The following is a 23838-nucleotide window of genomic DNA, read 5'->3' as shown; positions in this document are numbered from 1 at the left end:
TGGCCCCAGCAACTCGGAGGTGGGTCAGGAAGTTCCCGGACTTCGATCAAATAAAAATGTTATGATATTGATTTTTCTGTTGCACTTCGCGTTTGCGATTCTCGGTGCTCAAGCCATGCCGTGGTCGCGTCGCCGGCAAGCTGGCTTGCCTCAACCACGTTCTTCCCGCCCAGCACGGTGTGCAGCAGACTGCCGCTGAAGGTGTCGCCGGCACCGATCGTGTCTCGCACGGTAACGCACCGGCCGAGGGTCACTCGCGTTTCCGTGTTTCCGTCATAAACCGAGATGGCGGCGGGACCGTCCGTCATCACCAGATGGGTGAGCCGACCGGTCGCGAGCCTTCTTGCCATGCCCCAGACATCGGCGATGGGAATATCGGGCAAATCGGCTTTCGAACCGACCATGATATCGGCGGCACGGACGTCTCCCTCGCGCAGCGGAAACTGCGAGATGACCAGCGGCGCGCGGTTCAGGGATGCGAGGATGGTGTCCGGCAGTTTGGGTGCGTTGACGTAGAGGGCGTCGGCCGCAATCTCGTGATCGAGCAGGAACGTGCGGGAGAGGCGTCGCTCGCTGGAAAGGATGGTCCGCTCGCCGGTTGGGTCGAGCAGGATGTCGGCGAAATCCGTCTCGCCGTCACGCCGCGCAATCAGCGACGTATCGAACCCTGCGTCCTGCAGTTCGGCAAAGGCGTTCTCGCCATGGATGTCGGACATCAGGTTCGAGAGGAGTGCCACGTCGTGTCCGAGGTCGAGCAGCCGCCGCGCGGTGAAATATCCGCCGCCGCCGAGCCGTGTTTCCCGCGACGACCAGGCAATCCGGCCACCGGCGCGCAGCGGCTCGGTCAGGTGCCAGATGCGGTCATGGTTGATGTGGCCGATAACGACGACCCACTTCCTGCCTGTCTTGCTCATGCGGAAGCTTTCTCCGGTGCGGGGCGGCTGGTTTCGCGCAGAATGAGTTCGACTGGCCAAAGTTCTTGAATGTCGCGGGCTTGTTGACCCGCGAGTATCTGCAGAAGGAGATCGGCGATGCGCTTGCCGGCGGCCCGGATCGAGGAGCGCGTGGTCGATAGCGGCGGCACCATGTTCTCGGCTGTAAGATAGGGGAAGACATCGTCATGGGCGACGATCGAAACATCCCGGCCGATCACAAGGTTCATTGATCGCGCCGCCCGGTAAATGCCGAGCGCTGTCATCATTGAACCTGCAACGAAGGCGGTCGGCTGCGGGCGTTGTTTGAGCGCGGAGCAGGCAAATCGGAAACCGATCTCGTCGGTGAAGTCGCCATGAATGACCAGCTTAGGATCGAACGGAATTCCGCGGTCGTCGAGGGCTTGTCTGTAACCCTTTAGACGATCCAGCGTGAAGGTTAGCCCTTCACGACCGTTCAGCAAGGTGATGCGCCTATGACCGAGGTTGATGAGGTGCTCCGTGCTTTGTCGGATCGCACCCTCATTGTCGATGTCGAGCCAGGCATGCGGCACATCGGTCACGGAGCGACCATGGACGATGAAGGGCAGCTTCAATCTCTCAAGCAGAGCGATGCGCGGGTCATTCGGCATGGGCGAGTGGATGACGACAGCATCGAGACGACGGCTCTCGGCCAGTCTGCGGTAGAGCTGCAATTCGTCGCCGGGATCGTGCCCGATCATCGGCGTGATCAGGATGTCGGTGTCCTCGCTGCTCAGGCGGTCGGCCATGCCGCTGATGAATTCGGAGAACTGGTAGTCGCCCGCCCTTGTCATGACCACGCCGATCGCGCCGGCCCGACCCGTCGCAAGCCGGACCGCATTGATGTTAGGCCGATAACCGAGACGTGCGGCTTCTTCCATCACCCGTGTGCGGGTGGAGGCGCTTACCTCCGGATAGCCACTCAGCGCGCGGCTGACTGTGGTCGGTGACAATCCGATCTCTCTGGCAAAGTCTTTGAGCTTCATACGTTCGCCTGCACCTTCGCGAGGCTATCGCTGCTCGCCCACGGCTTATGTCATGCGTTGGCGCATTGTGGCAATTCTTGTATCGCAATGTCAAAGCGCTTCCAAAAGCTAGCATGTCCAGTGGCTTGCAGATTGCGATATGTGTCCGTGGAGAACCTCAATCCTCATAGAAAGGCTGTTTGACACCCAAGCTGCCAACTGCAAGTGTGGCTCTTCAAACCGCTTTCAAATTTTCCGTTTCGTGCCCTAGTTTCGTTTTGATTCATTCCTAGTTCTGACGGAACGATGGGTCTCGTCGAGGCTTTTCTGATGGCCGGTTGACTGGCGCTAACCAAGGAGAATTCAGATGACGATCAGAACGGTTGTCTGGGGTGAAAACATTCACGAGCGCGAAAACGCCGTCGTCCGCGGGATTTATCCCGACGGCATGCATGCGACGATTGCCGCTGCTCTGAACACTGAGAGCGAAATCGAGGCGACGACGGCCACCCTGCAGGAGCCGGAGCATGGCCTTTCCGAAGCCCGCCTTGCCGACACCGATGTGCTCGTCTGGTGGGGCCACAAGGCGCATGGCGATGTCTCCGACGAGATCGTCGAGCGGGTCGCAAGCCGAGTCTGGGAAGGCATGGGGCTGCTCGTCCTGCATTCCGGTCACTTTGCCAAGCCGTTCAAGCGGCTGATGGGCACCCCCTGTGCGCTCAAATGGCGCGAGGCGGGTGAGCGGGAGCGGATCTGGACGGTCAATCCCGGCCATCCGATCGCAGCCGGCATTCCGGAAAACTTCGTGCTCGAAAACGAGGAAATGTACGGCGAGTTCTTCTCCGTGCCGGAGCCGCTGGAGACGGTGTTCATCTCCTGGTTCGCCGGTGGCGAGATCTTCCGCTCGGGCCTCACCTGGCGCCGCGGTGCGGGCAATATCTTCTATTTCAGGCCGGGCCACGAGACTTACCCGACCTATCACGACGCGACCGTTCAGCAGGTGCTTCGCAACGGGGTGAAGTGGGCCTACAATCCGATGCCGCGCTATTCGGCCGTGCATGATGCGCCGAATGTCCCGGTCGAGCAGGCGCTGGAGCCGATCACGGAACGTGGACCGCGCCTGCATCAGGCCGGTGAGGAAGGCTACAAATGAGCACTGCCCCCATACGCCTGCTGATCCTCGGCACTGGTGGCATGGCCAATACCCATGCCATGAACTTCTCGACCATCACCGATGTGCAGCTCGTCGCGGCTGTTGATCTCGACATGGCGACGGTGCGGGCCTTTGCCGCCCGGCACAATATTCCCCACACTTTCACCTCGCTGGACGAGGCGATCGCCTGGGGCGAGTTCGATGCTGTCACCAATGTCACACCGGACAAGGTGCATTATCCGACGACGCTCAAGCTTCTCGCTGCCGGCAAACATGTCATGTGCGAAAAGCCCCTGGCCGAGAACTATGCCAAGGCCGACGAGATGGCGACCGCGGCGGAAATGTCCGGCCTCGTCAACATGGTGAACCTCACTTACCGCAACGTCGCCCAGGTGCAGAAGGCGAGGCAAATGGTCATCGGTGGCGAGATCGGCAAGGTCCGCCACATCGAGGCCTCCTACCTGCAGAGCTGGCTCGTCTCCAAGGCCTGGGGCGATTGGTCGACCGAAAGCCAATGGCTCTGGCGCTTGTCCACCAAGCACGGCTCGAACGGCGTTCTGGGCGATGTCGGCATCCATATTCTCGACTTTGCCGGCTACGGTGCGGCGACCGATATCGACCATGTTTTTGCGCGACTGAAGACCTTCGACAAGGCGCCGGGCAACAGGATCGGCGAATATGATCTCGATGCGAATGACAGCTTCACCATGACGACCGAGTTCACCAATGGTGCCATGGGCGTGATCCATGCCAGCCGCTGGGCGACCGGTCATTTGAACGAGCTGCGCCTACGGGTGCATGGCGACAAGGGCGCGCTTGAGGTCATCCATCGGCTCGACGGCTCAAGTCTTCGGGCCTGCCTGCAAGAGGATATCGAGAAGGCGGTCTGGCGCGAGATCGAAGTCGATCCGGTGGAGACGAACTATCAGAAGTTCATCACGGCGATCCGCTCCGGTTATGGCCAGGAGCCGAGCTTCCGGCATGCCGCAAATCTGCAGAAGATCCTAGATCTTGCCATGCTGACGGAAGTCGAGCGGCGCGAGCTGGCGGTCTAGTCTTAGCGATCGAAATGGAAAACGCCGCCCGAGGAGGTTCGGGCGGCGTTTCCGTTCTGCGTGACCTTACGGTTACGCGGGAGCTCTTGCGTCTCAGTAGCTGACGGTAACGGCAGACTTGTCCTTAGCGGACTTGACGGCGGCGTCAGCCAGCGCAAGCGCAATCAGGCCGTCTTCCGCTGAGGGTGCCATCGGCGTGCCGTTGTCGAGCGCGTCGATGAAGGCGGAGATTTCGGCTGCATAGGCCGCGGTATAGCGGGTCATGAAGAAGTCATGCAGCGGCGGGCGGGTATAGCCGTCCTTGTTGGCGACTTCGATGGAGACCGGGCGCTGGTTTTCGGCCGAGACAGAACCGAGCGAACCATGAACTTCGATGCGCTGGTCGTAGCCGTAAGACGCGCGGCGGGAGTTGGAGATGATCGCCTGGCGGCCGCTTTTCGTCGTCAGGATCAAGGAGGCGCTGTCGTAATCACCGAGCTCGCCGATCTTGGGATCGACGAGAACGGAAGCCGACGCCTGGACCGTTTCGATTTCTTCGCCGAGCAGGAAGCGGGCCATGTCGAAGTCATGGATGGTCATGTCGCGGAAGATGCCGCCGGACACCTTGATGTAGTCGGCCGGCGGTGCACCCGGGTCGCGGCTGGTGATCGTCACCATCTCGACCTTGCCGATCGAGCCCTTGTCGATCTCCTTGCGCACGGCCTGGAAATGCGGGTCGAAGCGGCGGTTGAAGCCGAGCATGACCTTGCCGCCGACGGCGCGCACGGTTTCCAAGCAGGCCTTGGCGCGTGCCACATCCAGGTCGATCGGCTTCTCGCAGAAGATCGCCTTGCCGGCCTTGGCAAAACGTTCGATCAGATCGGCATGCGTGTTGGTCGGCGTGCAGATGATGACGGCGTCGATGTCCTTGTCGGCCTCGATCTCCTCGATCGTCTTCACCGCGCAGCCGGTCTGGGCCGTGATGGCGTTGGCGGCGTCTGCGAATGCATCGGCAACTGCGACGAGTTTCGCGCGCTTGTCTTCCGCGATTGCCTTTGCATGCACCTTGCCGATGCGGCCGGCGCCCAAAAGTGCCAGTCTCGTGACCATGTTCATTTCCTCCCTATGCGCCTTTGTCTCTCATCGAGAGGAGGCGATCGTGATGTCGTTGGACGCTCCTGATGGAGGCGCCTGAAAGCTGTTCCATTTCGCGCTGGCAAATGCCGCGTTTTGGAATATATGTTCCATTTTGCTAGATCGTGATACGATTTCTGTCAAGCGGGACGATGTGTCCGGATGAGGGTAGGGGAGCGAATGAGCGAGAGCGGTGGACCGCAGACCATCAAGGCCTTCGAGGATCGTCTGCTGGAAGTCTCCGGCAGCCTGCCGAAGCGGTTGAGGCAATGCGCCGATTATGTCGCTGCCAACAAGGATCGCATTGCGGTTTCCACGGTGGCGGAGATGGCGGATGGTGCGGGCGTCCAGCCGTCCGCCTTCATGCGCTTTTGCCAGATCATGGGCTTCACAGGCTTTTCGGAGATGCAGAAGCTGTTTCGCGAGAGCTTCGTCGGAGGCTGGCCTGACTATTCCACGCGTCTCCAGCATCTGCGGGAAAAGGCCGAAGGCTCGCCATCCGCCCTTCTCGCCGAATTTGTCGAGGCTGGGCGACTGTCGCTCGAAAATCTCGCCAAAACCGTTGATTCGCAGGCGATGGAGGTGGCGGTCAAACAGTTGTCCGAGGCGCGTATGATCCACATCATCGGTCTGCGCCGCTCCTTTCCGGTTGCGAGCTACATGGCCTATGCCTTCGAGAAGATGGGCGTGCCGGCCATGTTGCACAGCGTTGTCGGCCGGCTGGACAATCATCATGCCATCCGCGAGGGCGATGCCCTGCTTGCCATCACTTTCTCCCCCTATTCGGCCGAGACGCTCGAACTGGTCGAGCAGGTCCGGGCGCGCGGCATTCCTGTCGTCGCCGTCACCGATACGGTGGTCAGTCCGCTGCGCCGCATGGGGGCGACGCTTTTGTCGGTCTCGGAAGTCGATTTCGGCGCCTTCCGGTCTCTGTCGGCGACGTTGTGTCTTGCGATCACGCTGTCTGTCGCTGTCGGCACTGCGCGACAGGATGGCTGAACGTCCGTATTGAATTTCTCAGAAATAGAATTTATAGTCTATTTCAAGAATGGCCGTTCCAAAACCGGAGCGGTCGCGAGGCGGGGCGAAAGATCCCGCATCACAGGGAGGACATCGCTTGGCTTCGCTCGATCTCATCACGATCGGTCGCTCGTCCGTGGACCTTTACGGGACCCAGGTCGGTGGCCGGCTGGAGGACATGGCCTCTTTCAATAAATATATTGGCGGCTCTCCGACGAATATCGCCGCCGGCACCGCGCGGCTCGGCTTGAAGTCGGCGTTGATTACCCGCGTCGGTGACGAGCATATGGGGCGCTTCATTCGCGAGCAGCTGGTGCGTGAAGGCGTCGATGTGCGCGGCGTGAAGACCGACAAGGAGCGGCTGACCGCGCTTGTTCTGCTCGGTATCAGAGACGAACACCAGTTTCCGCTCATCTTCTACCGCGAGAACTGTGCCGACATGGCGCTGTCGGAAGAGGATATCGATCCGGATTTCGTCGCAGAAGCGCGCTGCGTCTGCGCGACCGGCACGCATCTCTCCAACCCGCGCACGGAGCAGGCCGTATTGAAGGCGCTGGAAATCGCCCGCCAGTCCGGTGGCTTGACCGCACTCGACATCGATTATCGCCCGAACCTCTGGGGTCTCGCCGGCCACGGCGATGGCGAAAGCCGGTTCGTCGAATCCGAAAAGGTGACGCGCAAGCTGCAATCCACCCTGCATCTGTTCAACCTGATCGTCGGCACGGAAGAGGAATTCCATATCGCCGGTGGCTCGACCGATACGATCGAGTCGCTGCGCGCCGTGCGCCAGGTCTCGCCGGCCACGCTGGTCTGCAAACGTGGGCCGATGGGCGCCGTGGTGTTCGAGGATGCCATTCCCGACAGTCTCGACGAGGGTCAGACGGGCGAAGGTTTCCCGATCGAAGTCTTCAACGTGCTGGGGGCCGGTGACGGTTTCATGTCCGGCCTGCTCAAGGGCTGGCTGACCGGCGAAGACTGGCCGACCTCGCTGAAATTCGCCAACGCCTGCGGCGCCTTCGCCGTCTCGCGCCACGGCTGCACGCCGGCCTATCCGAGCTGGGAAGAGCTGCAGTATTTTTTCCGCACCGGCATCAAGAACAAGGCGCTGCGCAAGGATGCGGCGCTCGAGCAGGTGCACTGGTCGACAAACCGCAAGAATGACTGGTCGACCATGCGGGTCTTTGCCTTCGATCACCGGATGCAGCTCGAAGCCATGGCGAAGGAGGCCGGCGTTTCCGAACATCGGATCGGAGCCTTTAAGAACCTCTGCCTTGACGCGGCACTCAAGGTCTCCGGCGGCAGTTCCGGTTACGGGCTGCTCTGCGACAGCCGCCTTGGTCGGGAGGCGCTCTATCGCGCTGCCGGTACGGGGCTGTGGATCGGTCGTCCCGTCGAATGGCCGGGCTCGCGCCCGCTGACGCTGGAGCCGGAAATCGGCCCCGATTTCGGCGGCCTGGTCGAATGGCCGGTTGAGCATGTCGTCAAGGTGCTCTGCTTCTATCACCCCGATGATAGCGCAGAGATGAAGGTCGAGCAGGAGCAGACGGTGCTCAGGCTCTTCCATGCCGCGCGCCGCAATCGCCTCGAATTCCTGCTGGAGGTCATCCCCTCCAAGGTCGGTGCCTGTAACGACGAGACGGTGGCGAAGATCATCGAGCGCTTCTACGAGATCGGCGTCTATCCCGACTGGTGGAAGCTGGAGCCGATGAAGACGACCGCGTCCTGGGCCAATGCCTGCAATGCCATCGAGCGCAACGATCCCTATACGCGCGGCATCGTCGTGCTCGGTCTCGATGCGCCTCAGGCGGAACTGGAGGCGAGTTTCCAGCTTGCCGCCGGCTTTGATCTGGTCAAGGGTTTCGCTGTCGGTCGTACGATCTTCGGGGACGCCGCGCGCAAGTGGCTCGCCGGCAGCATCAATGACGCCCAGGCAGTGGAGGACATGGCGGCCCGTTATCAGAGCCTCTGTGCGATCTGGGATGCGGCGCGCCAAAAGGCGGTTTCCGCCAAGGGAGGAAAAGCATGAAGACGATCCGGCTGACCGCCGCCCAGGCGATGATGCGTTACCTCGCCAGCCAGATGAACGAGGACGGAGTGCCCTATATCGCTGGCATGTGGGCGATCTTTGGTCACGGCAATGTCGCCGGCATCGGCGAGGCGCTTTATGGCATCCGCGACGAGCTGCCGACCTATCGCGGCCAGAACGAGCAGTCGATGGCGCATGCGGCGATCGCCTATGCCAAGCAGCTCGGTCGCCGTCGCGCGATGGCGGTCACGTCCTCGATTGGCCCCGGTGCGCTCAACATGGTGACGGCGGCGGCGCTCGCCCATGTGAACCGCCTGCCGGTGCTCTTCATTCCCGGCGATGTCTTTGCCAATCGCGGCCCGGATCCGGTGCTGCAGCAGATCGAGGATTTCGGCGACGGCACGATGTCGGCGAATGACTGCTTCCGTCCGGTCAGCCGCTATTTCGATCGCATCATGCGGCCGGAGCAGTTGCTCACCGCACTTCCGCGCGCCATGCGCACGCTAACGGATCCCGCCGATTGCGGCCCTGTCACGCTTGCCTTCTGCCAGGATGTGCAGGCCGAGGCTTACGATTACCCGGAAAGCTTCTTTGTCAAGAAAACTTGGCGTTTCCGTCGTCCGGAGCCCGATGTCGTGGAGTTCGAAGCAGCGGTTGCGGCTCTCAAGACTGCGAAGAACCCTGTGATCGTTGCTGGTGGCGGCGTGCATTTTTCGGGCGCTACAGACACGCTGAAGGCCTTTGTCGAGAAGCACCAGATCCCTGTTGTCGAAACGCAGGCCGGCAAATCGGCACTATCATGGGACCATGGCCTGAACTTCGGCCCTGTTGGTGTCACCGGGGCAGAGAGCGCCAATGTCGTCTCCGAAAAGGCAGATCTCGTCATCGGCGTCGGCACGCGTTTCCAGGATTTCACCACGGGTTCCTGGGCGCTGTTCAAGAACCCTAATCGCAAGATCCTGGCGCTCAACGTCCAGCCTTACGACAGCGCCAAGCATGATGCGATCCCGCTGGTAGCGGATGCCAAGATCGGGCTGGAAAAGCTCTCGGCAGCACTCGGTGATCACACGTATTCAGCACCTGATGCCGGTCTCAAGGCCTCGTGGTTCGCCAAGGCGGATGCCGTGACGGCAGCACCCACCGACAGCAATGCGCTGCCGACCGACATGCAGGTGATCGGTGCCGTGCAGCGCGCCTCGCGGGACAATACGGTGGTCATGTGTGCCGCCGGCACCATGCCGGGCGAGCTGCATCAGCTCTGGAAGTCCAAGCTGCCGCTCTCCTATCACATGGAATACGGCTTCTCCTGTATGGGTTATGAGATCGCCGGTGGCCTCGGCATCAAGATGGCGGAACCGGACCGCGACGTCATCGTCATGGTCGGCGACGGCTCCTACATGATGATGAATTCGGAACTGGCAACCGCTGTCGGCATGGGCGTGAAAATCACTGTCGTCATCACCGACAACCGGGGCTACGGCTGCATCAACCGGCTGCAGATGGGCACCGGCGGCGCACAGTTCAACAACCTCTACGCCCATTCGAATGTCAGCCCCATCGCCATCGATTTTGCCGGTCATGCGGCATCAATGGGGGCGCGGTCCCACAAGGTGTCGTCGATATCAGAGCTCGAAACAGCGCTCGCTGCCGCCCGCGAGGCGACCGAGACCACTGTTATCGTCATCGATACCGATCCTTATCCAACCACCGGAGCTGGCGGCTACTGGTGGGATGTCGCGGTGCCGGAAGTCTCCGCCCGCGCCGAAGTCAATCAAGCCCGCGTTGCCTATGAAGCGGCTCTGAAGGAAAGAACCTGATCATGATCCTTTTCGGAACCAACCCGATTGCCTGGTCGAACGATGACGACCGCCGTCTCGGCGCCCATATCAGCCTGGAACAGTGCCTGGACGAAACCGCCAAGATCGGTTTCGACGGCATCGAGAAGGGTCACAAGCTGCCGACCGATCCGGCTGGATTGAAGTCGGTGCTTGAGCCGCGCGGCCTTAAATTCGTCTCCGGCTGGCATTCGCTGAACCTGCTGACCAACACGATCGAGGAAGAAAAGGCCGCCATGCAGCCTTTCCTCGATGTGCTGAAGGCCATGGGCTGCAAGGTCATCATCGTCTGCGAAACCTCGAACGCCATCCATGGCGCCGATGATACGGCGCTTGCTGATCGCCCGGTTCTGTCCGATGCCGAATGGGCAAAGTTCGGCGCGGGCGTCGAGGCGTTGGCCGAGTTCTCGGCAAGCCAGGGTATTTCGCTGGTCTACCACCATCACATGGGCACCGTAGTCGAGACCGAAGCCGAGATCGACAAGCTGATGGAGTTTACCGGCCCGCATGCCAAGCTGCTGCTCGACACCGGCCATTGCTATTTCGGTGGCGGCAATCCGGAATCGGTGGCGAAGAAATACATGAACCGCGTCGGCCATATCCATGCAAAGAATGTCCGCCCCGTGATCGCCGATGAGGTGCGCACGCAAAAGCTCTCCTTCCTGGAAGGCGTGCGTCGCGGCGTCTTCACCGTTCCCGGCGACAGCGAAGGCGGCGTCGATTTCACGCCGGTTCTGAAGATCGCCGCCGAGCATGGATACCAAGGCTGGATCGTCATCGAGGCCGAGCAGGATCCGGATGTGCGCAATCCCTTCGAGTATCAGAGCCTCGGCCTGAAGTCGCTCAAGGGCTTCGCCAGGGATGCTGGCCTGATCTGACAGTGAAGCCGGGGCGGGGACTTATCTCCGCCCCGTGTTTTGACAGCACACGGATTTGGGCTCTATTGCAGGCGACCCATTCACAAGACTGCCGGGAGCAAAGCCTTGAAGTTCCAGATCCTCGATCCGACCCATCCCTTCTTCAAGCCGCTGTGGATCCGCATTCTCTGCACGGTGCTGCCGCTCGCCTGGGCCGGGGTGGAGTATTCGAACGCTGCCACCGGCTGGGCGATGATCTTCGTCGTGGCCGGGCTCTATGCGGGGTACGAGCTGCTGTTCATGTACGACCACACGATTAAAAAGGCCGAAGCCAAGGCGGAGGCCGAGCGGGCGAGGATCGCGGCAGAGGCCGAACGTTCCGACGCCGACTGAGCATAAAAACACGGGAGACGAGGAATGGCCGATCTGTTGCGCAAGCCTAAGGGCATATCCGGAAAAGTGCATGACATCACGCCTGTGAGCGCTGGCTGGGGTTATGTCGGCTTCGGGCTTTATCGCTTGAAGGCGTGCGAGAGCGCCGCAGAGCCCACGGGTGAGACGGAAGTCATTCTCGTTCTCGTCGAGGGCAAGGCCACGGTCTCCGGTGGCGGCAAGGATTTCGGCGAACTCGGCCAGCGCATGTCGGTCTTCGAGAAGACGCCGCCGCATTGCGTCTACGTTCCGGCTGGCGCCGATTGGTCCGCCAAGGCGACGACAGACTGCGTGCTTGCGGTCTGCACGGCTCCCGCCATGCCGGGTCGCGAAGCACAGCAGATCGGGCCTGATGGTATTTCGCTTATCGAGCGCGGCAAGGGTGCCAATACCCGGCATATCTATCCGATCGCCATGGAAGACCGTGATGTCGCCGACAGCCTGCTGGTGACGGAGGTCTTCACGCCCTCGGGCAACTGGTCGTCCTATCCGCCGCATCGGCATGACGAGGACAATTTCCCCGAGATGACCTATCTTGAGGAGACCTATTACCATCGCCTCAACCCGGCCCAGGGTTTCGGTTTCCAGCGCGTCTTCACCGAGGATGGCTCGCTGGACGAGACCATGGCGGTATCGGACGGTGATGTCGTGCTGGTGCCCAGGGGGCACCATCCCTGCGGTGTGCCGCATGGCTACGAGATGTATTACCTCAACGTCATGGCCGGCCCCTTGCGCAAATGGCGCTTCCAGAACCATCCGGATCATGACTGGATCTACCAGCGCGACAGCCAGTAAGGCGGGTAGGCCGGTTCACGAAAACGTTTCCCGGATTATGCCCAAATCCGGCGGCCAATCCTCTCCGTATTAGGTGCACAACGCGCCAACGATGGAGACCTATCATGCCGAAGCTCACCTTCGCCCTTGTCGGGCTCGCCATGAGCCTGCTGCCGTCCGCCGGCCAGGCGGCAGACAAGTTCACCTTCGAGGACTATTTCGTCGGCCGCACCGAAGCGGTCGGATCGTTCAGCGCCATCAACGGCGTGAAGCGGACCTTCACCGTCGATCTCACCGGCAAATGGGACGGCAAGACGCTGACGCTGCGCGAGGACTTCGTTTTCGACGACGGCACCAAGGATCGCAAGACTTGGCGCTTCACCAAGACCAGCCCGACTACCTATAGCGGTACCCGCGAGGATGTGATCGGCGAGACCAAGGTGACGCTCAACGGGGCGGTCGCCCGCTTCAACTATCTCGTCTATCTGAGCCCGGAAACACAGGGCAACAAGGTGCGTTTCTGGGACAAGATGGTGCTGCGTGAGGATGGGACGGTTCTGAATACGGCGCTCGTCACCAAGTTCGGTATTCCGGTCGCCAAGACGACCGTCGAGTTCCGTAAGCCTGGCGCCTCGCACAAAGCCGCCAGCCGCTGAGGTCAGCCGATTTGCGCATCGAGCCAGCGGCCGATCCCTTCGGCCGCGGCAATGCCGGTCGCGAAACAGGCCGTGAGCAGATAGCCGCCCGTCGGCGCCTCCCAATCCAGCATTTCGCCTGACACAAAGGTTCCCGGGCGCGCCTTCAGCATGAAGTGGTTGTCGAGCGCATCGAAGGCGACGCCCCCGGCCGTCGAGATGGCTTCGGCGATGGGGCGAGGGCGTTTGACAGGGAGCGGCAGGGCTTTGATGAGGTGTGCCAGCGCCTCCGCATCCAGCTGGTTCGCATCCGGTGTCACCTCACGCAGCAGTGCTATCTTCACGCCATCGAGATTAGCGGCCTTCTTGAGCCGCGTGGAAAAGCTGGCCTTGCGGTCCTGACGCGCGAGGTCAACTGAAAGCTTCTCTGTCGTTCGCCCCGGCGTGAGGTCGAGGACGAGCTCCGCATGGCCATCCCGGTCGAGCGTGTCTCTCAGTGCCGCCGAATGGGCATAGATCAGGCTACCCTCGATGCCACCCTTGCTGATCACGAATTCACCCTGGATGGTGCCGGCTGCCGAGGTGGCCCTCACCGATTTCAACGGTTGGCCGGAGAAACGGGTGTCGAAGTGTTCGGAAAAATCACAGTCGAAGCCGCAATTGGCCGGGCGGAGCGGCGTGATGTCGACCCCTTCTTCTTCCAGTAGCGGCACCCAGGCCGCATCCGAACCGAGCTTCGGCCAGCTCGCACCACCGAGTGCAAGAAGCGTCGCGTCGGCGGTCACGCGCTTCTGGCCATCCGGCGTTTCGAAGAGCAGGGCCTCTCCGTCGAAACCCGTCCAGCGGTGGCGGGTGAGGATGGTCACGCCCAGTCCTTCGAGCCGCTTCAGCCAGGCGCGCAACAGCGGGGACGCCTTCATCACCTTCGGGAAGACACGACCGGAGGAGCCGACGAAAGTTTCCGTGCCGAGGTCGGCTGCCCAGACCCGAATGGCCTCCGGCGTCATCAGGTCGAGCACGGGGTGCAGCCGGTCGTTTGCCGCGCCATAGCGGGTGACGAAGCGCGCATAGTCCTCGGCATGAGTGATGTTGAGACCGGACTTGCCGGCGAGCAGGAACTTGCGTCCGACCGTCGGCATGGCATCATGGATGGTGACGGTATAGCCCTTGCCGGCGAGATGCTCCGCCGCCATCAGGCCCGCCGGGCCGCCGCCGATGATCACCACGCTCTTCTTCATCAGTGATCAGTCCAGCTTGAAGGTCGAAAGACGGGCGACCAGACCTTCGATTGTTGCGCTGTCGGCATTGGCGAAGGCGAAGCGCAGGTAATCCTGGCAGTCGTCGCCGAAATAGGCGCCGGGGATGCAGAGCACGCCCGCCTTCTTCGCCAGTCGTTCGGCCACCTCTGCCGAGCCGCGACCTGGGAAAGGATGGCGGATGAAGGCGAAATAGGCGCCGAGCGAGTCCATCTTCCATGTGGGAAGCTTGGCCATCACGCCTTTAAGCGTCTCGGCGCGCTTGAGGATTTCGAGACGGTTCTCGTCGCGCCAGGCTTTAAGCGCCGGAATTGCCTTTGCAATGGCCGCCTGGGGTGCACGAGGTGCGCAGATCTGCAGATTGTCCATGACCTTGGCGATTTCCGAGACGGCGCGGGGGCCGGCGGTGATCGCGCCGAGGCGATGGCCTGGGATGCAGAAGGATTTGGAGAAGGAGTAGAGCAGGATGAGGTTCTCTTCCCAGCCGGGGATCGAGAGCAGATCATGCGGGCGGCCTTCGCCGGGCAGGAAGTCGCGATAGGTCTCGTCGAGAATGAGGAAGGCGCCGGCCTTGCGGCAGGCGTCGAAAGCCTGGCGCAGGAGATCCGCAGGATAGATGGCGCCCGTCGGGTTGTTGGGCGAGACCAGCGCCACGGCCTTGACGCCCTTCGCCAGGACGGCCTCGATGCCTTCGATGGTGGGTACGAAGCCGGTGGCCGGATCGAGAGGGATCAGCTCGCGGCGAATACCCATCATCGCCAGCGTGGTTTCCTGGTTGAAGTAGAAGGGATCTGTGAGCGCCACCGCATCGCCGCTCCCCGCAATCGCGGAGACCGTTGCCATGAAGGCCTGGTTACAGCCCGCGGTGATGTGGATGTTGTCGGCGGTGACCGGTGCGCCGTAAACGGAGGCAACTTCTGCCGCATAGGCCTCGCGCAGCGGCGTCTCACCCTCGATCGGACCGTAGCCGGCATTCGCCCGGGCGGAAGCGGCCTCGGCCAGCCAGGCGAAGAGATCGGGATGTGGCGGATAGCCGGGCACGGCCTGGCTCAAATCGATCATGGGGCCGCTCGCGCCATCATAGGCGCGTGCCCAGGCAAAAACCGAAGGCACCGGCGGAGCCGAGAGATCTGCAACGAGCGGATTGAAAGGGGCGGCGGGCATGTCTCTGTCCTCGGTGTTTTCAGCTCTCTTCCGAGAGCACGGCAGTGGTATTGGCGTTGCGTTTTCGGGTGGATGGCAGGCTTCGCCCACTGGTTCGGCTTGCCGGGCGCGGCTGGGCGGTGCGCTCGGTTTCGATCATGTCGAAGATCCAGTCGATGAAGACCTTGGCGATCGGAGCCGCGCGCACGTCGTTGCGGGCAGCGACATAGAAGGCATCCGGTGCTGGCACTGCGAGATCGAAGGGGATCACGAGTTCGCCGGCGGCAATCAGGCTTGATGCCGTGATGCTGTCTCCGAGCGCCACGCCCTGGCCGAAACGGGCAGCCTCGGTCGAGAGCCTCGCATCGCCCATGAAGTGTTCCCGCGCTTTTGGCATGTCGAGTTCGTCGGCGGCCGCGAGCCAGCTTCGCCATTCGCGTCCGTCGTCGCCATGCAGCAGGACATGGTCACGCAGATCGCGGGTCGAGCGCAGCGGCCGCGTGTTGAGCAAAGTTGGGCTGACCACCGGAAAGAGATCAAACGTGCTCCACAGCCGCGTCCAGCAATCCTTCCAGCCGCCCGGGCCGTAGAGGATCGCGATATCGATGTCGGGGGAATAGATCAGGCTGGAATCATTGCTAGAGGTCAACGTCAGGCTGATTTCGGGATAGCGATCGGTGAAGGAACCGAGGCGGGGCACGAGCCAAAGCGATAGTAGCGCCGGCACACAGGAGATGCGCAGGCTGCCGCTGGTCGAAGGGCGGTTCATCAGGGCGGTTGCCGCCGCAATGCCATCGAAGGCCTGGGTGACAGCCGGCAGGAGAAGTGCGCCCTGGGGCGTCAGCTTGAGCCGCTTGCCGCCGCGCTCGAAAAGCGCCGTCTTCAGCGTTTCTTCCAGGCTCCGGATCTGATGCGAGATGGCGCCATGGGTCACGCTCAGTTCCCGTGCTGCCGCCGAAATCGAGCCACGGCGGGCAGCCGCCTCGAAGGCACGTAGGGGGTTGAGCGGGGGCAGGCGACTTGCCATTGATGATTCAGGATCCGTGAATTTTTCTCACATCGAATGCTATAACATCGTGAATTGATTTTCCAAGTCTGTTGCGGGTTAATGCTCACAATAAAGGCAGGCGCGGATCGTGCCGCAAAAATGGACGATGGTCTCTCCATCGTTCACAAACAGGGAACGAGACATGACTTTCGACGAAAAGCGCTTGGCCGCGCTGCGCGAGAAATACGGAAACGACAAGGCCGGCGAGATCTTCGATCCGAAGTTTGCCAAGGTGGGCGAGAAGATCTTCTCGAACGGCACGCGCGCTGCCCCATACGCCGGCGTGCCGACTTTCGTGTCTGCGCCCTATCGCCAGGTCGATCAGCGCAACCCTGAGGTCAGCGACCTCGATGTCGCGATCGTCGGCGTTCCCATGGATCTCGGCGTCACCAACCGGCCGGGCTCGCGCTTCGGGCCCCGCGCCTTGCGGGCGATCGATCGCATCGGTCCCTACAACCACGTTCTCGAATGCGCGCCGGTCTTCGATCTCAAGGTGGCCGATATCGGCGACGTGCCGTTCTCAAGCCGTTATCGGCTGGAAATGAGCCACGACGATATCGAGGCCTATCACTCGAAGCTGGTGGCCCAAGGCGTTCTGCCGCTTTCCGTCGGCGGTGACCATTCGATCACTCATCCGATCATAAAGGCGATTGCCAAGAAGCATGGCCCTGTCGGCATGATCCATATCGACGCCCATTGCGACACTGGCGGCGCCTTCGATCAGACGAAGTTTCACCATGGTGGCCCGTTCCGTAATGCCGTGCTCGACGGCGTGCTCGATCCTGTCCGGACGATCCAGATCGGTATTCGGGGACCGGCGGAATATCTCTGGGAGTTCTCCTACGAGTCCGGAATGACCGTCATTCACGCCGAGGAAATCAACGGCCTCGGCATTGCCGCAATCATCGAAAAGGCGAAGGCCGTGATCGGCGATGGCCCGACTTATCTTTCCTTCGATATCGACAGCCTCGATCCGAGCGTGGCGCCAGGCACCGGTACGCCCGAAGTGGGTGGTCTGACGTCGCGCGAGGCGCTGGAACTGATCCGCGGCTTCAAGGGCATCAATCTGATCGGCGGCGATGTGGTCGAAGTTGCGCCGCAGTATGACGCGAACCACAATACGGCGCATGTCGGCGCACAAATCCTCTTCGAAATCCTCAGCCTGATGGTCTACAGTCCGGCCATCAAACCGCGCTGATAGCGCTTATCCCGGACAGCTTCTGCCGTCCGGTCAAACCATACAGATGAACGGGCGAAAACGCCTCAACTACAAAAAGGGAACAGGACCATGAAAGACATTCTCTCCACTTCCGTCAGCCGCCGCGGCGTGCTCGCGGGTTCTGCCGCCATTGTTGGCACGCTCGCCATGCCGTCGATCCTGCGCGCCCAGGACAGGTCGATCAAGATCGGCGTCTATGGCGGCTACTTCAAGGACTCGTTCGACGCGAACATCTTCCCGGAATTCACCAAGGCAACCGGCATCGCCGTCGAATCCATCGCCGAGCCGACCGGTGAAGCCTGGCTCGTGCAGCTCGAACAGGCCGCCAAGGCCGGCCAGGCACCGGCTGACCTTTCGATGATGTCGCAGGTTGCCATGCTCAAGGGCCAGGCGACCGAGCTCTGGGCGCCGATCGACATGGCGAAGATCAGCAATGCCTCGGGCCTGATTGACCGCTTCGTCAACAAGTATCCGGATGGTCGCGTTGCGGGCGTCGGTGCCGTTGCCTGGTACATCACGCTCGTCACCAACACGGATGTCTTCAAGGAGGCTCCGACTTCCTGGGAAGCGCTGTGGGATCCGACAAATGCCGACAAGCTCGGCCTGCTCGCGCTCGTCTCCAACTCCTTCCTACTGGAAGTGACGGCCAAGACTTATCTCGGCGGTACCAATGCGCTCGACACCGAAGAGGGCATTCTCAAGGCGCTGGAGAAGCTTGCGGAAGTGAAGCCGAACGTGCGCCTCTGGTATCGTGACGAAGCCCAGTTCGAGCAGTCGCTGAAGTCGGGCGAAATCCCGATGGGGCAGTATTACCACGACGTCACAGGCCTTGCCGCCGCCGACGGCCAGCCGGTTCGCTCGACCTTCCCGAAGGAAGGCGGCATTCAGGACTCGGGCTGCTGGGCCCTGTCGCGCGCTTCGGCCAAGACCGAGGAAGCACATGTCTTCATCGACTACATGTGCCAGCCGTCCATCCAGGCGACCCTGTCGCGCAAGGTCGGCACGGCGCCAACGGTCAAGCGCGAACTGCTCGACCTCACCGATGCCGAATTCGCGTCCGTATCGTCCGATATCGAGCCGATCACACCGCGTTATGATCTGTACCAGACCAAGTCGGACTGGCTGAACCAGAAGTGGACAGAGCTGATCGTCGGTTGATTTTGCTGGGCGGGCTGCCCCTCATCCGCCTGCCGTCTCCTTCTCCCCGCAGGCGGGGAGAAGGAGAGGCGCAGCTCGCTCGGCACCTGTTTCCCCTCTCCCCGCTTGCGGGGAGAGGGTAGGGTGAGGGGCTTTTACGGTATGATTTTGCGGCATCTCCAAGCCCGTGATAGGCTCACTTAAGGCATCTCAGCGGAGACAATCTCATGGCAACGGTCAGCGTGCGCGATGTGAATACCGATCTTTCCGAACTGGTGGATGAGGTGATCAAGGGCGGCAGCGTGACAATCACGCGCGACGGCAAGCCGGTGGCGACGCTGATGGCAGTTGAAAGCGACGAAACGCGTGACCAATCGGGCAGACCCAATCTGGTCGATTTCCTCAAAACTTTCCCTGAACCCGGAATGGTCTTTGAGCGAAATCCTTCGCCGAGCCGGGACGTGGATCTTTGAAAGGATATCTGCTCGACACAAATGCAGTCTCGCTGCTTTACGACGGAAGAGCCTCGGAAGCGTTTGAAGACTGGTTGCGGCAGCGCTTTGCGGAAGAATCTCTTTATCTATCAACGATCACTGTCCTTGAGATACTAAAGGGCGCAACGAAGCTCGAACTGGTCAAGAATGGTAACCCCACTCGGGCGCGGCAATTGCACCTCTGGCTGCAAAGGCTCATCGCGCAGTATGCGGACAGCATTCTGGTCGTTGATACTGAAACAGCGCTGCCGCCGGAACCCTTGATGGGGCAATGCGTGCACGCGGTCACAACGGCCAGCTCGCCGACATCCTCATCGCCGCAACGGCGCAAACCCACGGCCTCACCGTCGTTACCGCCAACACCCGAGACTTCAAGCCCTTGGGCGTCGACTGTCTCGCACCGTTTTGAACAACATTCGTCTGATTGGAAGTCCATGTCCGGCCTCGCCCTCAATTCCGTCACCAAGCAGTTCGGCCCGTTCACGGCGGTCGACCATGTCGAGCTTTCGGTGCCGCACGGCACCTTCGTCTGCCTGCTTGGTCCCTCCGGCTGTGGCAAGACCACATTGCTCCGAATGATTGCGGGTCTCGACAGCCCGACCAATGGCGCGATCGTGCTCGATGGCAAGGACATCACGCAGGTGCCGACGCATAAGCGGGATCTCGGCATGGTCTTCCAGTCGCTGGCGCTCTTTCCGCATCTGACTGTCGGCGAGAACATTGCCTATCCCCTGCGCATCCGAGGCATTGGCCGCGAGGAGCAGGTAAAGCGCGTCGACGAGTTGCTGGCGATGATCCACTTGACCGGCTATGCGGACCGGCCCGTGCACAAGCTCTCCGGCGGCCAGCGTCAGCGTGTGGCGATTGCCCGGGCGCTTGCGATCTCGCCGAAACTCTTCCTGCTCGATGAGCCGCTTTCGGCGCTGGACGCCAAGCTGCGCGAGGCGATGCAGGTGGAGTTGCGCAAGCTGCAGCAGCAGCTCGGCATCACCACCATTGTCGTCACCCATGACCAGCGCGAGGCGATGACCATGGCGGATACCGTCGTCGTCATGAATGGCGGCAAGATTCGCCAGGCAGCGAGTCCGATCGAGATCTATCGCAAACCCGCCGACCGCTTCGTCGCCGATTTTATCGGCTCGACCAATCTCCTTCCGCTGACGGTACAGGGTAATACAGCGCTGGTGCTCGGTCATGCCGTCGCCGGCATATCGGCGCCGTCGGGGCAGGGGCAGGCCAGCCTCTCGGTTCGCCCCGAGGACGTGAAGCTCGCGGCGCCCGGCGAAGGCCGCATCACCGGCAAGGTCACTTTCATCCGCGATCTCGGCGGCACGATCGAAACTTTCCTGGATGTCGCCGGCACCGAGGTCGTCGCCGTCTCGACTCCGCGCGAGCGGCCGGTCGTCACTGTCGGCCAGGATGTCGGCATCGTCATCGACCCCGAAACTGCCGTGGTGCTCTCAGCATGAGACGCGAGCCCCCGAAAACCGCGCTCGACTATGCGCCACTCGCTTTTCCGGCGGGCATGCTGATCCTGTTCTTCGTCGTGCCCTTCGCGACGATGATCGCAGTTTCCTTCTTCAAGCGGGATCCGACCGGCTTCTATTCGCCGGATTTCGTCTTCGACAACTACGCCCGCTTCCTGTCGTTCTTCTTCGGGGGCGTGCTCAGCTTCTCGCTGGGGCTTGCGATTGCCGTCGCCGTGGTCTGCGTCGTGCTCGCCTTGCCATTCACCTATCTGCTTGCGCGCATGTCGCGCAAAGCGCAGGTGCTGTGGCTGGTGGCGCTGCTCTCCGTGCTGTCGCTCTCGGAAGTCATCATCGGCTTTGCCTGGTCGACGCTGTTTTCGCGCACCGCCGGCATTACCAATCTGCTTGTGATGATCGGCTTGATGGAAAGCCCCGTGGCATTGATGCCGAATTTCGGCGCCGTGCTGACGGGCATGACCTATCAGGCGCTGCCCTATACCGTGCTCGTTCTCTATCCCGCTCTCGTCCGGCTCGATCCGACGTTGACGGAAGCGGCTCGCACCCTCGGCGCCTCGCCGCTCAGGGCTTTCTTCACGGTCGTCGTGCCGGCGCTCCGCAATACGCTGATTGCCACGCTGATCATGGTCTTCATCTTCGCGCTTGGCTCCTATCTCCTGCCGCAGATCCTTGGCCGGCCCTCGCACTGGACGCTGTCGGTGCTGATCACCGATCAGGCGATCTACCAGTCGAACATGCCGTTTGCTGCCGCCATGGCTGTCTTCCTCGTGCTGGTCACGCTTGGCATGGTGGCGCTGACGCTGCTGATCGGTCGCAAGGGAGAGGCAGCATGAACACGGTCCTCACGCGTCTCTACTTCACCCTCATCGGCATTTTCCTAGCGGCGCCCATCGTCGTCGTCGCGGGTGTCTCGGTGAATGCCAAGCAGAGCCTCAACTTCCCGCCGCAGGGCTTTTCGCTCTCGTGGTACGGCGCGATCTTCACCGATCCCGGCTGGCGTGCTGCCCTATTCGCCTCGGTCATCCTGGCGCTTTGCGCGGCGGCTCTCGCTGTTGCCATCGCGCTGCCGCTCGCCTGGTTCTTGTGGCGGCGTTTCGCCCCCTGGGCGCAAGTGTTCCAGTTGCTCGGGATCGCGCCTTTCACGCTGCCGCCTGTTATCACGGCGCTCGGACTTCTCACCTTCTGGGCGGCAACAGGTTTCTATGGCCATCCCTGGACGGCCGTCATCAGCCACGCGATCTTCTTCGTGACGCTGCCTCTGGTGACGCTCTCGCTCGGCTTCTCGGCCATCGACCGCTCGCTGGTCGAGGCGGCCGCCACGATGGGCGCCGACGACCGGACGATTTTTCGCACCGTCGTGCTGCCGCTGATCGCGCCCTACCTCGTCTCCGGCTATGCCTTCGCCTTCGTACTCTCGCTCAACGAGTACATCGTCGCCTACATGACGGTCGGCTTTGTGATGGAGACGCTGCCGATCAAGATTTTCAACGCGCTGCGCTACGGCTACACGCCGGTCATGGCTTCGGTGACGATCCTGTTCGTGGCGGTGGCCGCCACCGTGTTCGGTCTCGTCGCCCGGTTCGGCGACCTGCCGAAACTGCTCGGGGCGAATGCTGACGACCGCAGTTGATGCCGACGGTCAGCGGTGATCCTCGAGGATCATCGCTGCCGCCTTTTCGGCGATCATCAGGGTCGGGGAACTGGTGTTGCCCGAGCTGATCGTCGGCATGACCGAGGCATCGGCAATACGCAGGCCCTTTAGAGCCCGCAGCCGCAGTCGCGGATCGACGACGCTGTCCGGATCCGCCCCCATGCGGCAGGTGCCGACGGGGTGGAAGATCGTCGTGCCGATATCGCTTGCGGCTTTCTGCAGCTCCGCATCGCTTTCGAGCGCGGATCCGGGGCGGTATTCCTCCGGGTGATAGCGCGCGAAGGCGGGTTGCGCAGCGATGCGACGGGTGAGGCGGATCGAGCGGACTGCGACATCCCGGTCAGCAGGCGTTGAGAGGTAGTTTGGCGCGATCTTTGGTTGGGTGGCAAAATCCGGGCTCGATACATGAACGGATCCACGGCTTTCCGGCCTCAGGTTGCAGACACTCGCCGTCATCGCCGGGAAGGGGTGAACCGGATCGCCAAACTTGTCGAGCGACACCGGCTGGACATGGTATTCGAGATCAGCCGTCTCCTTGTCCGGGCCGGAGCGGGTGAAGATGCCAAGCTGGCTCGGCGCCATGGACATAGGCCCCGAGCGCCGCAAAGCATATTCGAGCCCGATCATCGCCTTGCCGTAGAGGCTGGATGCCCTCTCGTTCAAGGTCGGTACGCCGGTCACCTTGAAGACGAGGCGGAGCTGCAGATGGTCCTGCAGGTTTTCGCCGACGGCTTGCACTTCGCGCAAGGTGTCGATCCCTGCAGTCTGCAAGACATCGCCGCGACCAATGCCGGAGAGCTCAAGGATCTGCGGTGAGCCGATGGCACCGGCTGACAGCACCACCTCGCGGCGGGCTGAAAAGCGCTTCAGCGCGCCGTCGTGATGGACTTCTGCGCCGGTCACGCGGTCGCCCTCGATCGTCAGCCGCTTGACATGGGCTCGGGTGAGGATCGTCAGGTTCTTCCGATGCCGTATCGGTTTGAGGAAGGCCTTTGCCGTGTTCCAGCGTATACCTGACTTCTGGTTCACCTCGAAGAAACCGGAGCCTTCGTTGTCGCCACGGTTGAAGTCGTCGGTTTCGGGAATGCCCGCCTGTTTGGCCGCTTCGCGAAAGGCTTCCAGCACGTCCCAGCGCAGCCGCGCCTTTTCCACGCGCCATTCGCCACCGGCACCATGGTTGTCGTCAGCGCCCTTGTGGAAGTCCTCCGTTTTTTTGAACAGAGGCAGGACATCGTCCCAGCCCCAGCCTTCGCAGCCCATCTGGCGCCACTGGTCGTAGTCGCGGGCCTGGCCGCGCATGTAGATCATGCCGTTGATCGAGGAGCAGCCACCGAGCACCTTGCCGCGGGGATAGCCGATCGCTCGGCCATTCAGGCCCGGCTCGGCCTCCGTCTTGAAGCACCAGTCGGTGCGCGGATTGTTGATGCAATAGAGATAGCCGACCGGGATATGGATCCAGTGATAATTGTCGCTGCCGCCGGCCTCCAGTAGCAGCACACGGCGCGTGGGATCGGCAGAGAGCCGGTTGGCCAGCAGGCAGCCGGCGGTGCCGGCGCCAATGACGATGTAATCGTAGGTCTCCATG

At 61.8% G+C, this 23838-nt stretch carries 23 protein-coding genes; 16 read left to right on the top strand and 7 right to left on the bottom strand.

Annotated elements, in window-relative coordinates:
* Positions 1-59 precede the first annotated feature (59 nt).
* Positions 60-914 (bottom strand): PfkB family carbohydrate kinase, encoded by an 855-nt coding sequence (locus QWE_RS03540; protein ID WP_006724703.1) that lies wholly within the window; start codon positions 912-914, stop codon positions 60-62.
* A complete protein-coding gene (locus tag QWE_RS03535; RefSeq protein WP_006724702.1) occupies positions 911-1939 on the bottom strand; it encodes a substrate-binding domain-containing protein in 1029 nt (342 codons plus the stop codon). The genes QWE_RS03540 and QWE_RS03535 overlap by 4 nt, the downstream gene beginning before the upstream one ends.
* Before the next feature lie 346 nt (positions 1940-2285).
* Between QWE_RS03535 and QWE_RS03530 the strand changes: the two genes are divergently transcribed.
* Positions 2286-3071 (top strand): ThuA domain-containing protein, encoded by a 786-nt coding sequence (locus QWE_RS03530; RefSeq protein ID WP_006724701.1) that lies wholly within the window; start codon positions 2286-2288, stop codon positions 3069-3071.
* Complete coding sequence (locus QWE_RS03525; protein WP_006724700.1) at positions 3068-4126, top strand: Gfo/Idh/MocA family protein; 1059 nt, start codon at positions 3068-3070, stop codon at positions 4124-4126. The genes QWE_RS03530 and QWE_RS03525 overlap by 4 nt, the downstream gene beginning before the upstream one ends.
* Before the next feature lie 93 nt (positions 4127-4219).
* On the opposite strand, the gene iolG is transcribed toward QWE_RS03525, so the two are convergent.
* A complete protein-coding gene (gene iolG / locus QWE_RS03520) occupies positions 4220-5215 on the bottom strand; it encodes an inositol 2-dehydrogenase (protein ID WP_006724699.1) in 996 nt (331 codons plus the stop codon).
* Between the two features lie 204 nt (positions 5216-5419).
* On the opposite strand from iolG, the gene QWE_RS03515 reads away from it, so the two are divergent.
* The 7 genes from QWE_RS03515 to QWE_RS03485 all read left to right on the top strand — a co-directional run bounded on the left by QWE_RS03515 (position 5420) and on the right by QWE_RS03485 (position 12839).
* Positions 5420-6238, top strand: a complete 819-nt coding sequence (locus tag QWE_RS03515) for a MurR/RpiR family transcriptional regulator (RefSeq protein WP_006724698.1) — start codon at positions 5420-5422, stop codon at positions 6236-6238.
* 118 nt (positions 6239-6356) lie between these two features.
* Complete coding sequence (locus tag QWE_RS03510; protein ID WP_006724697.1) at positions 6357-8285, top strand: bifunctional 5-dehydro-2-deoxygluconokinase/5-dehydro-2-deoxyphosphogluconate aldolase; 1929 nt, start codon at positions 6357-6359, stop codon at positions 8283-8285.
* Positions 8282-10102 carry a 3D-(3,5/4)-trihydroxycyclohexane-1,2-dione acylhydrolase (decyclizing) gene (iolD, locus tag QWE_RS03505; protein WP_006724696.1) on the top strand — a complete coding sequence of 607 codons (1821 nt, stop codon included), beginning with the start codon at positions 8282-8284 and terminating at the stop codon, positions 10100-10102. The genes QWE_RS03510 and iolD overlap by 4 nt, the downstream gene beginning before the upstream one ends.
* A gap of 2 nt (positions 10103-10104) precedes the next feature.
* Complete coding sequence (gene iolE, locus QWE_RS03500) at positions 10105-10998, top strand: myo-inosose-2 dehydratase (RefSeq protein ID WP_006724695.1); 894 nt, start codon at positions 10105-10107, stop codon at positions 10996-10998.
* Positions 10999-11103: 105 nt separating this feature from the next.
* Positions 11104-11370, top strand: a complete 267-nt coding sequence (locus QWE_RS03495) for a hypothetical protein (RefSeq protein ID WP_006724694.1) — start codon at positions 11104-11106, stop codon at positions 11368-11370.
* A 24-nt stretch (positions 11371-11394) separates the two neighbouring features.
* Entirely contained in the window at positions 11395-12204 is an 810-nt protein-coding gene (iolB, locus tag QWE_RS03490) for a 5-deoxy-glucuronate isomerase (RefSeq protein WP_006724693.1), read from the top strand.
* Positions 12205-12308: 104 nt separating this feature from the next.
* Complete coding sequence (locus QWE_RS03485) at positions 12309-12839, top strand: DUF3833 family protein (protein WP_006724692.1); 531 nt, start codon at positions 12309-12311, stop codon at positions 12837-12839.
* Between the two features lie 2 nt (positions 12840-12841).
* On the opposite strand, the gene QWE_RS03480 is transcribed toward QWE_RS03485, so the two are convergent.
* From QWE_RS03480 to QWE_RS03470, 3 genes are read right to left on the bottom strand one after another with little or no spacing between them, the layout of a single operon-like run.
* Positions 12842-14056 (bottom strand): TIGR03862 family flavoprotein, encoded by a 1215-nt coding sequence (locus QWE_RS03480; RefSeq protein ID WP_006724691.1) that lies wholly within the window; start codon positions 14054-14056, stop codon positions 12842-12844.
* A gap of 6 nt (positions 14057-14062) precedes the next feature.
* The gene (locus QWE_RS03475) at positions 14063-15238 is read right to left on the bottom strand and encodes an aminotransferase (protein ID WP_006724690.1); all 1176 of its coding nucleotides are present in this window, start codon (positions 15236-15238) and stop codon (positions 14063-14065) included.
* A 19-nt stretch (positions 15239-15257) separates the two neighbouring features.
* Positions 15258-16244, bottom strand: a complete 987-nt coding sequence (locus QWE_RS03470; RefSeq protein ID WP_006724689.1) for a LysR substrate-binding domain-containing protein — start codon at positions 16242-16244, stop codon at positions 15258-15260.
* 163 nt (positions 16245-16407) lie between these two features.
* Here QWE_RS03470 and speB point away from each other — a divergent pair, with 163 nt between their 5' ends.
* The 7 genes from speB to QWE_RS03435 all read left to right on the top strand — a co-directional run bounded on the left by speB (position 16408) and on the right by QWE_RS03435 (position 22232).
* Positions 16408-17463, top strand: coding sequence for an agmatinase (gene speB / locus QWE_RS03465; RefSeq protein WP_006724688.1), 1056 nt, complete (start codon positions 16408-16410; stop codon positions 17461-17463).
* Positions 17464-17631: 168 nt separating this feature from the next.
* Positions 17632-18642, top strand: a complete 1011-nt coding sequence (locus QWE_RS03460) for an ABC transporter substrate-binding protein (protein ID WP_240532504.1) — start codon at positions 17632-17634, stop codon at positions 18640-18642.
* A 206-nt stretch (positions 18643-18848) separates the two neighbouring features.
* Positions 18849-19094, top strand: coding sequence for a type II toxin-antitoxin system Phd/YefM family antitoxin (locus tag QWE_RS03455; protein ID WP_006724686.1), 246 nt, complete (start codon positions 18849-18851; stop codon positions 19092-19094).
* Between the two features lie 292 nt (positions 19095-19386).
* The gene (locus tag QWE_RS25190; protein ID WP_006724685.1) at positions 19387-19524 is read left to right on the top strand and encodes a PIN domain-containing protein; all 138 of its coding nucleotides are present in this window, start codon (positions 19387-19389) and stop codon (positions 19522-19524) included.
* A 25-nt stretch (positions 19525-19549) separates the two neighbouring features.
* A complete protein-coding gene (locus tag QWE_RS03445; RefSeq protein ID WP_006724684.1) occupies positions 19550-20584 on the top strand; it encodes an ABC transporter ATP-binding protein in 1035 nt (344 codons plus the stop codon).
* Positions 20581-21435 (top strand): ABC transporter permease, encoded by an 855-nt coding sequence (locus QWE_RS03440; RefSeq protein WP_006724683.1) that lies wholly within the window; start codon positions 20581-20583, stop codon positions 21433-21435. Before QWE_RS03445 ends, QWE_RS03440 begins: the two co-directional genes overlap by 4 nt.
* Positions 21432-22232 (top strand): ABC transporter permease, encoded by an 801-nt coding sequence (locus tag QWE_RS03435; protein WP_006724682.1) that lies wholly within the window; start codon positions 21432-21434, stop codon positions 22230-22232. The genes QWE_RS03440 and QWE_RS03435 overlap by 4 nt, the downstream gene beginning before the upstream one ends.
* A gap of 9 nt (positions 22233-22241) precedes the next feature.
* Here QWE_RS03435 and QWE_RS03430 read toward each other — a convergent pair whose 3' ends face one another.
* Positions 22242-23837: a GMC family oxidoreductase gene (locus QWE_RS03430; protein WP_006724681.1), complete on the bottom strand. Its 1596-nt coding sequence runs from the start codon at positions 23835-23837 to the stop codon at positions 22242-22244.
* Between the last annotated feature and the right edge of the window lies 1 nt (position 23838).

Origin of the sequence: Agrobacterium albertimagni AOL15, from assembly GCF_000300855.1 — a bacterium.
GTDB lineage: Bacteria > Pseudomonadota > Alphaproteobacteria > Rhizobiales > Rhizobiaceae > Allorhizobium > Allorhizobium albertimagni.
The sequence above is the reverse complement of the archived record's forward strand: the minus strand, read 5'-3'. Positions and strand labels throughout refer to the sequence as shown.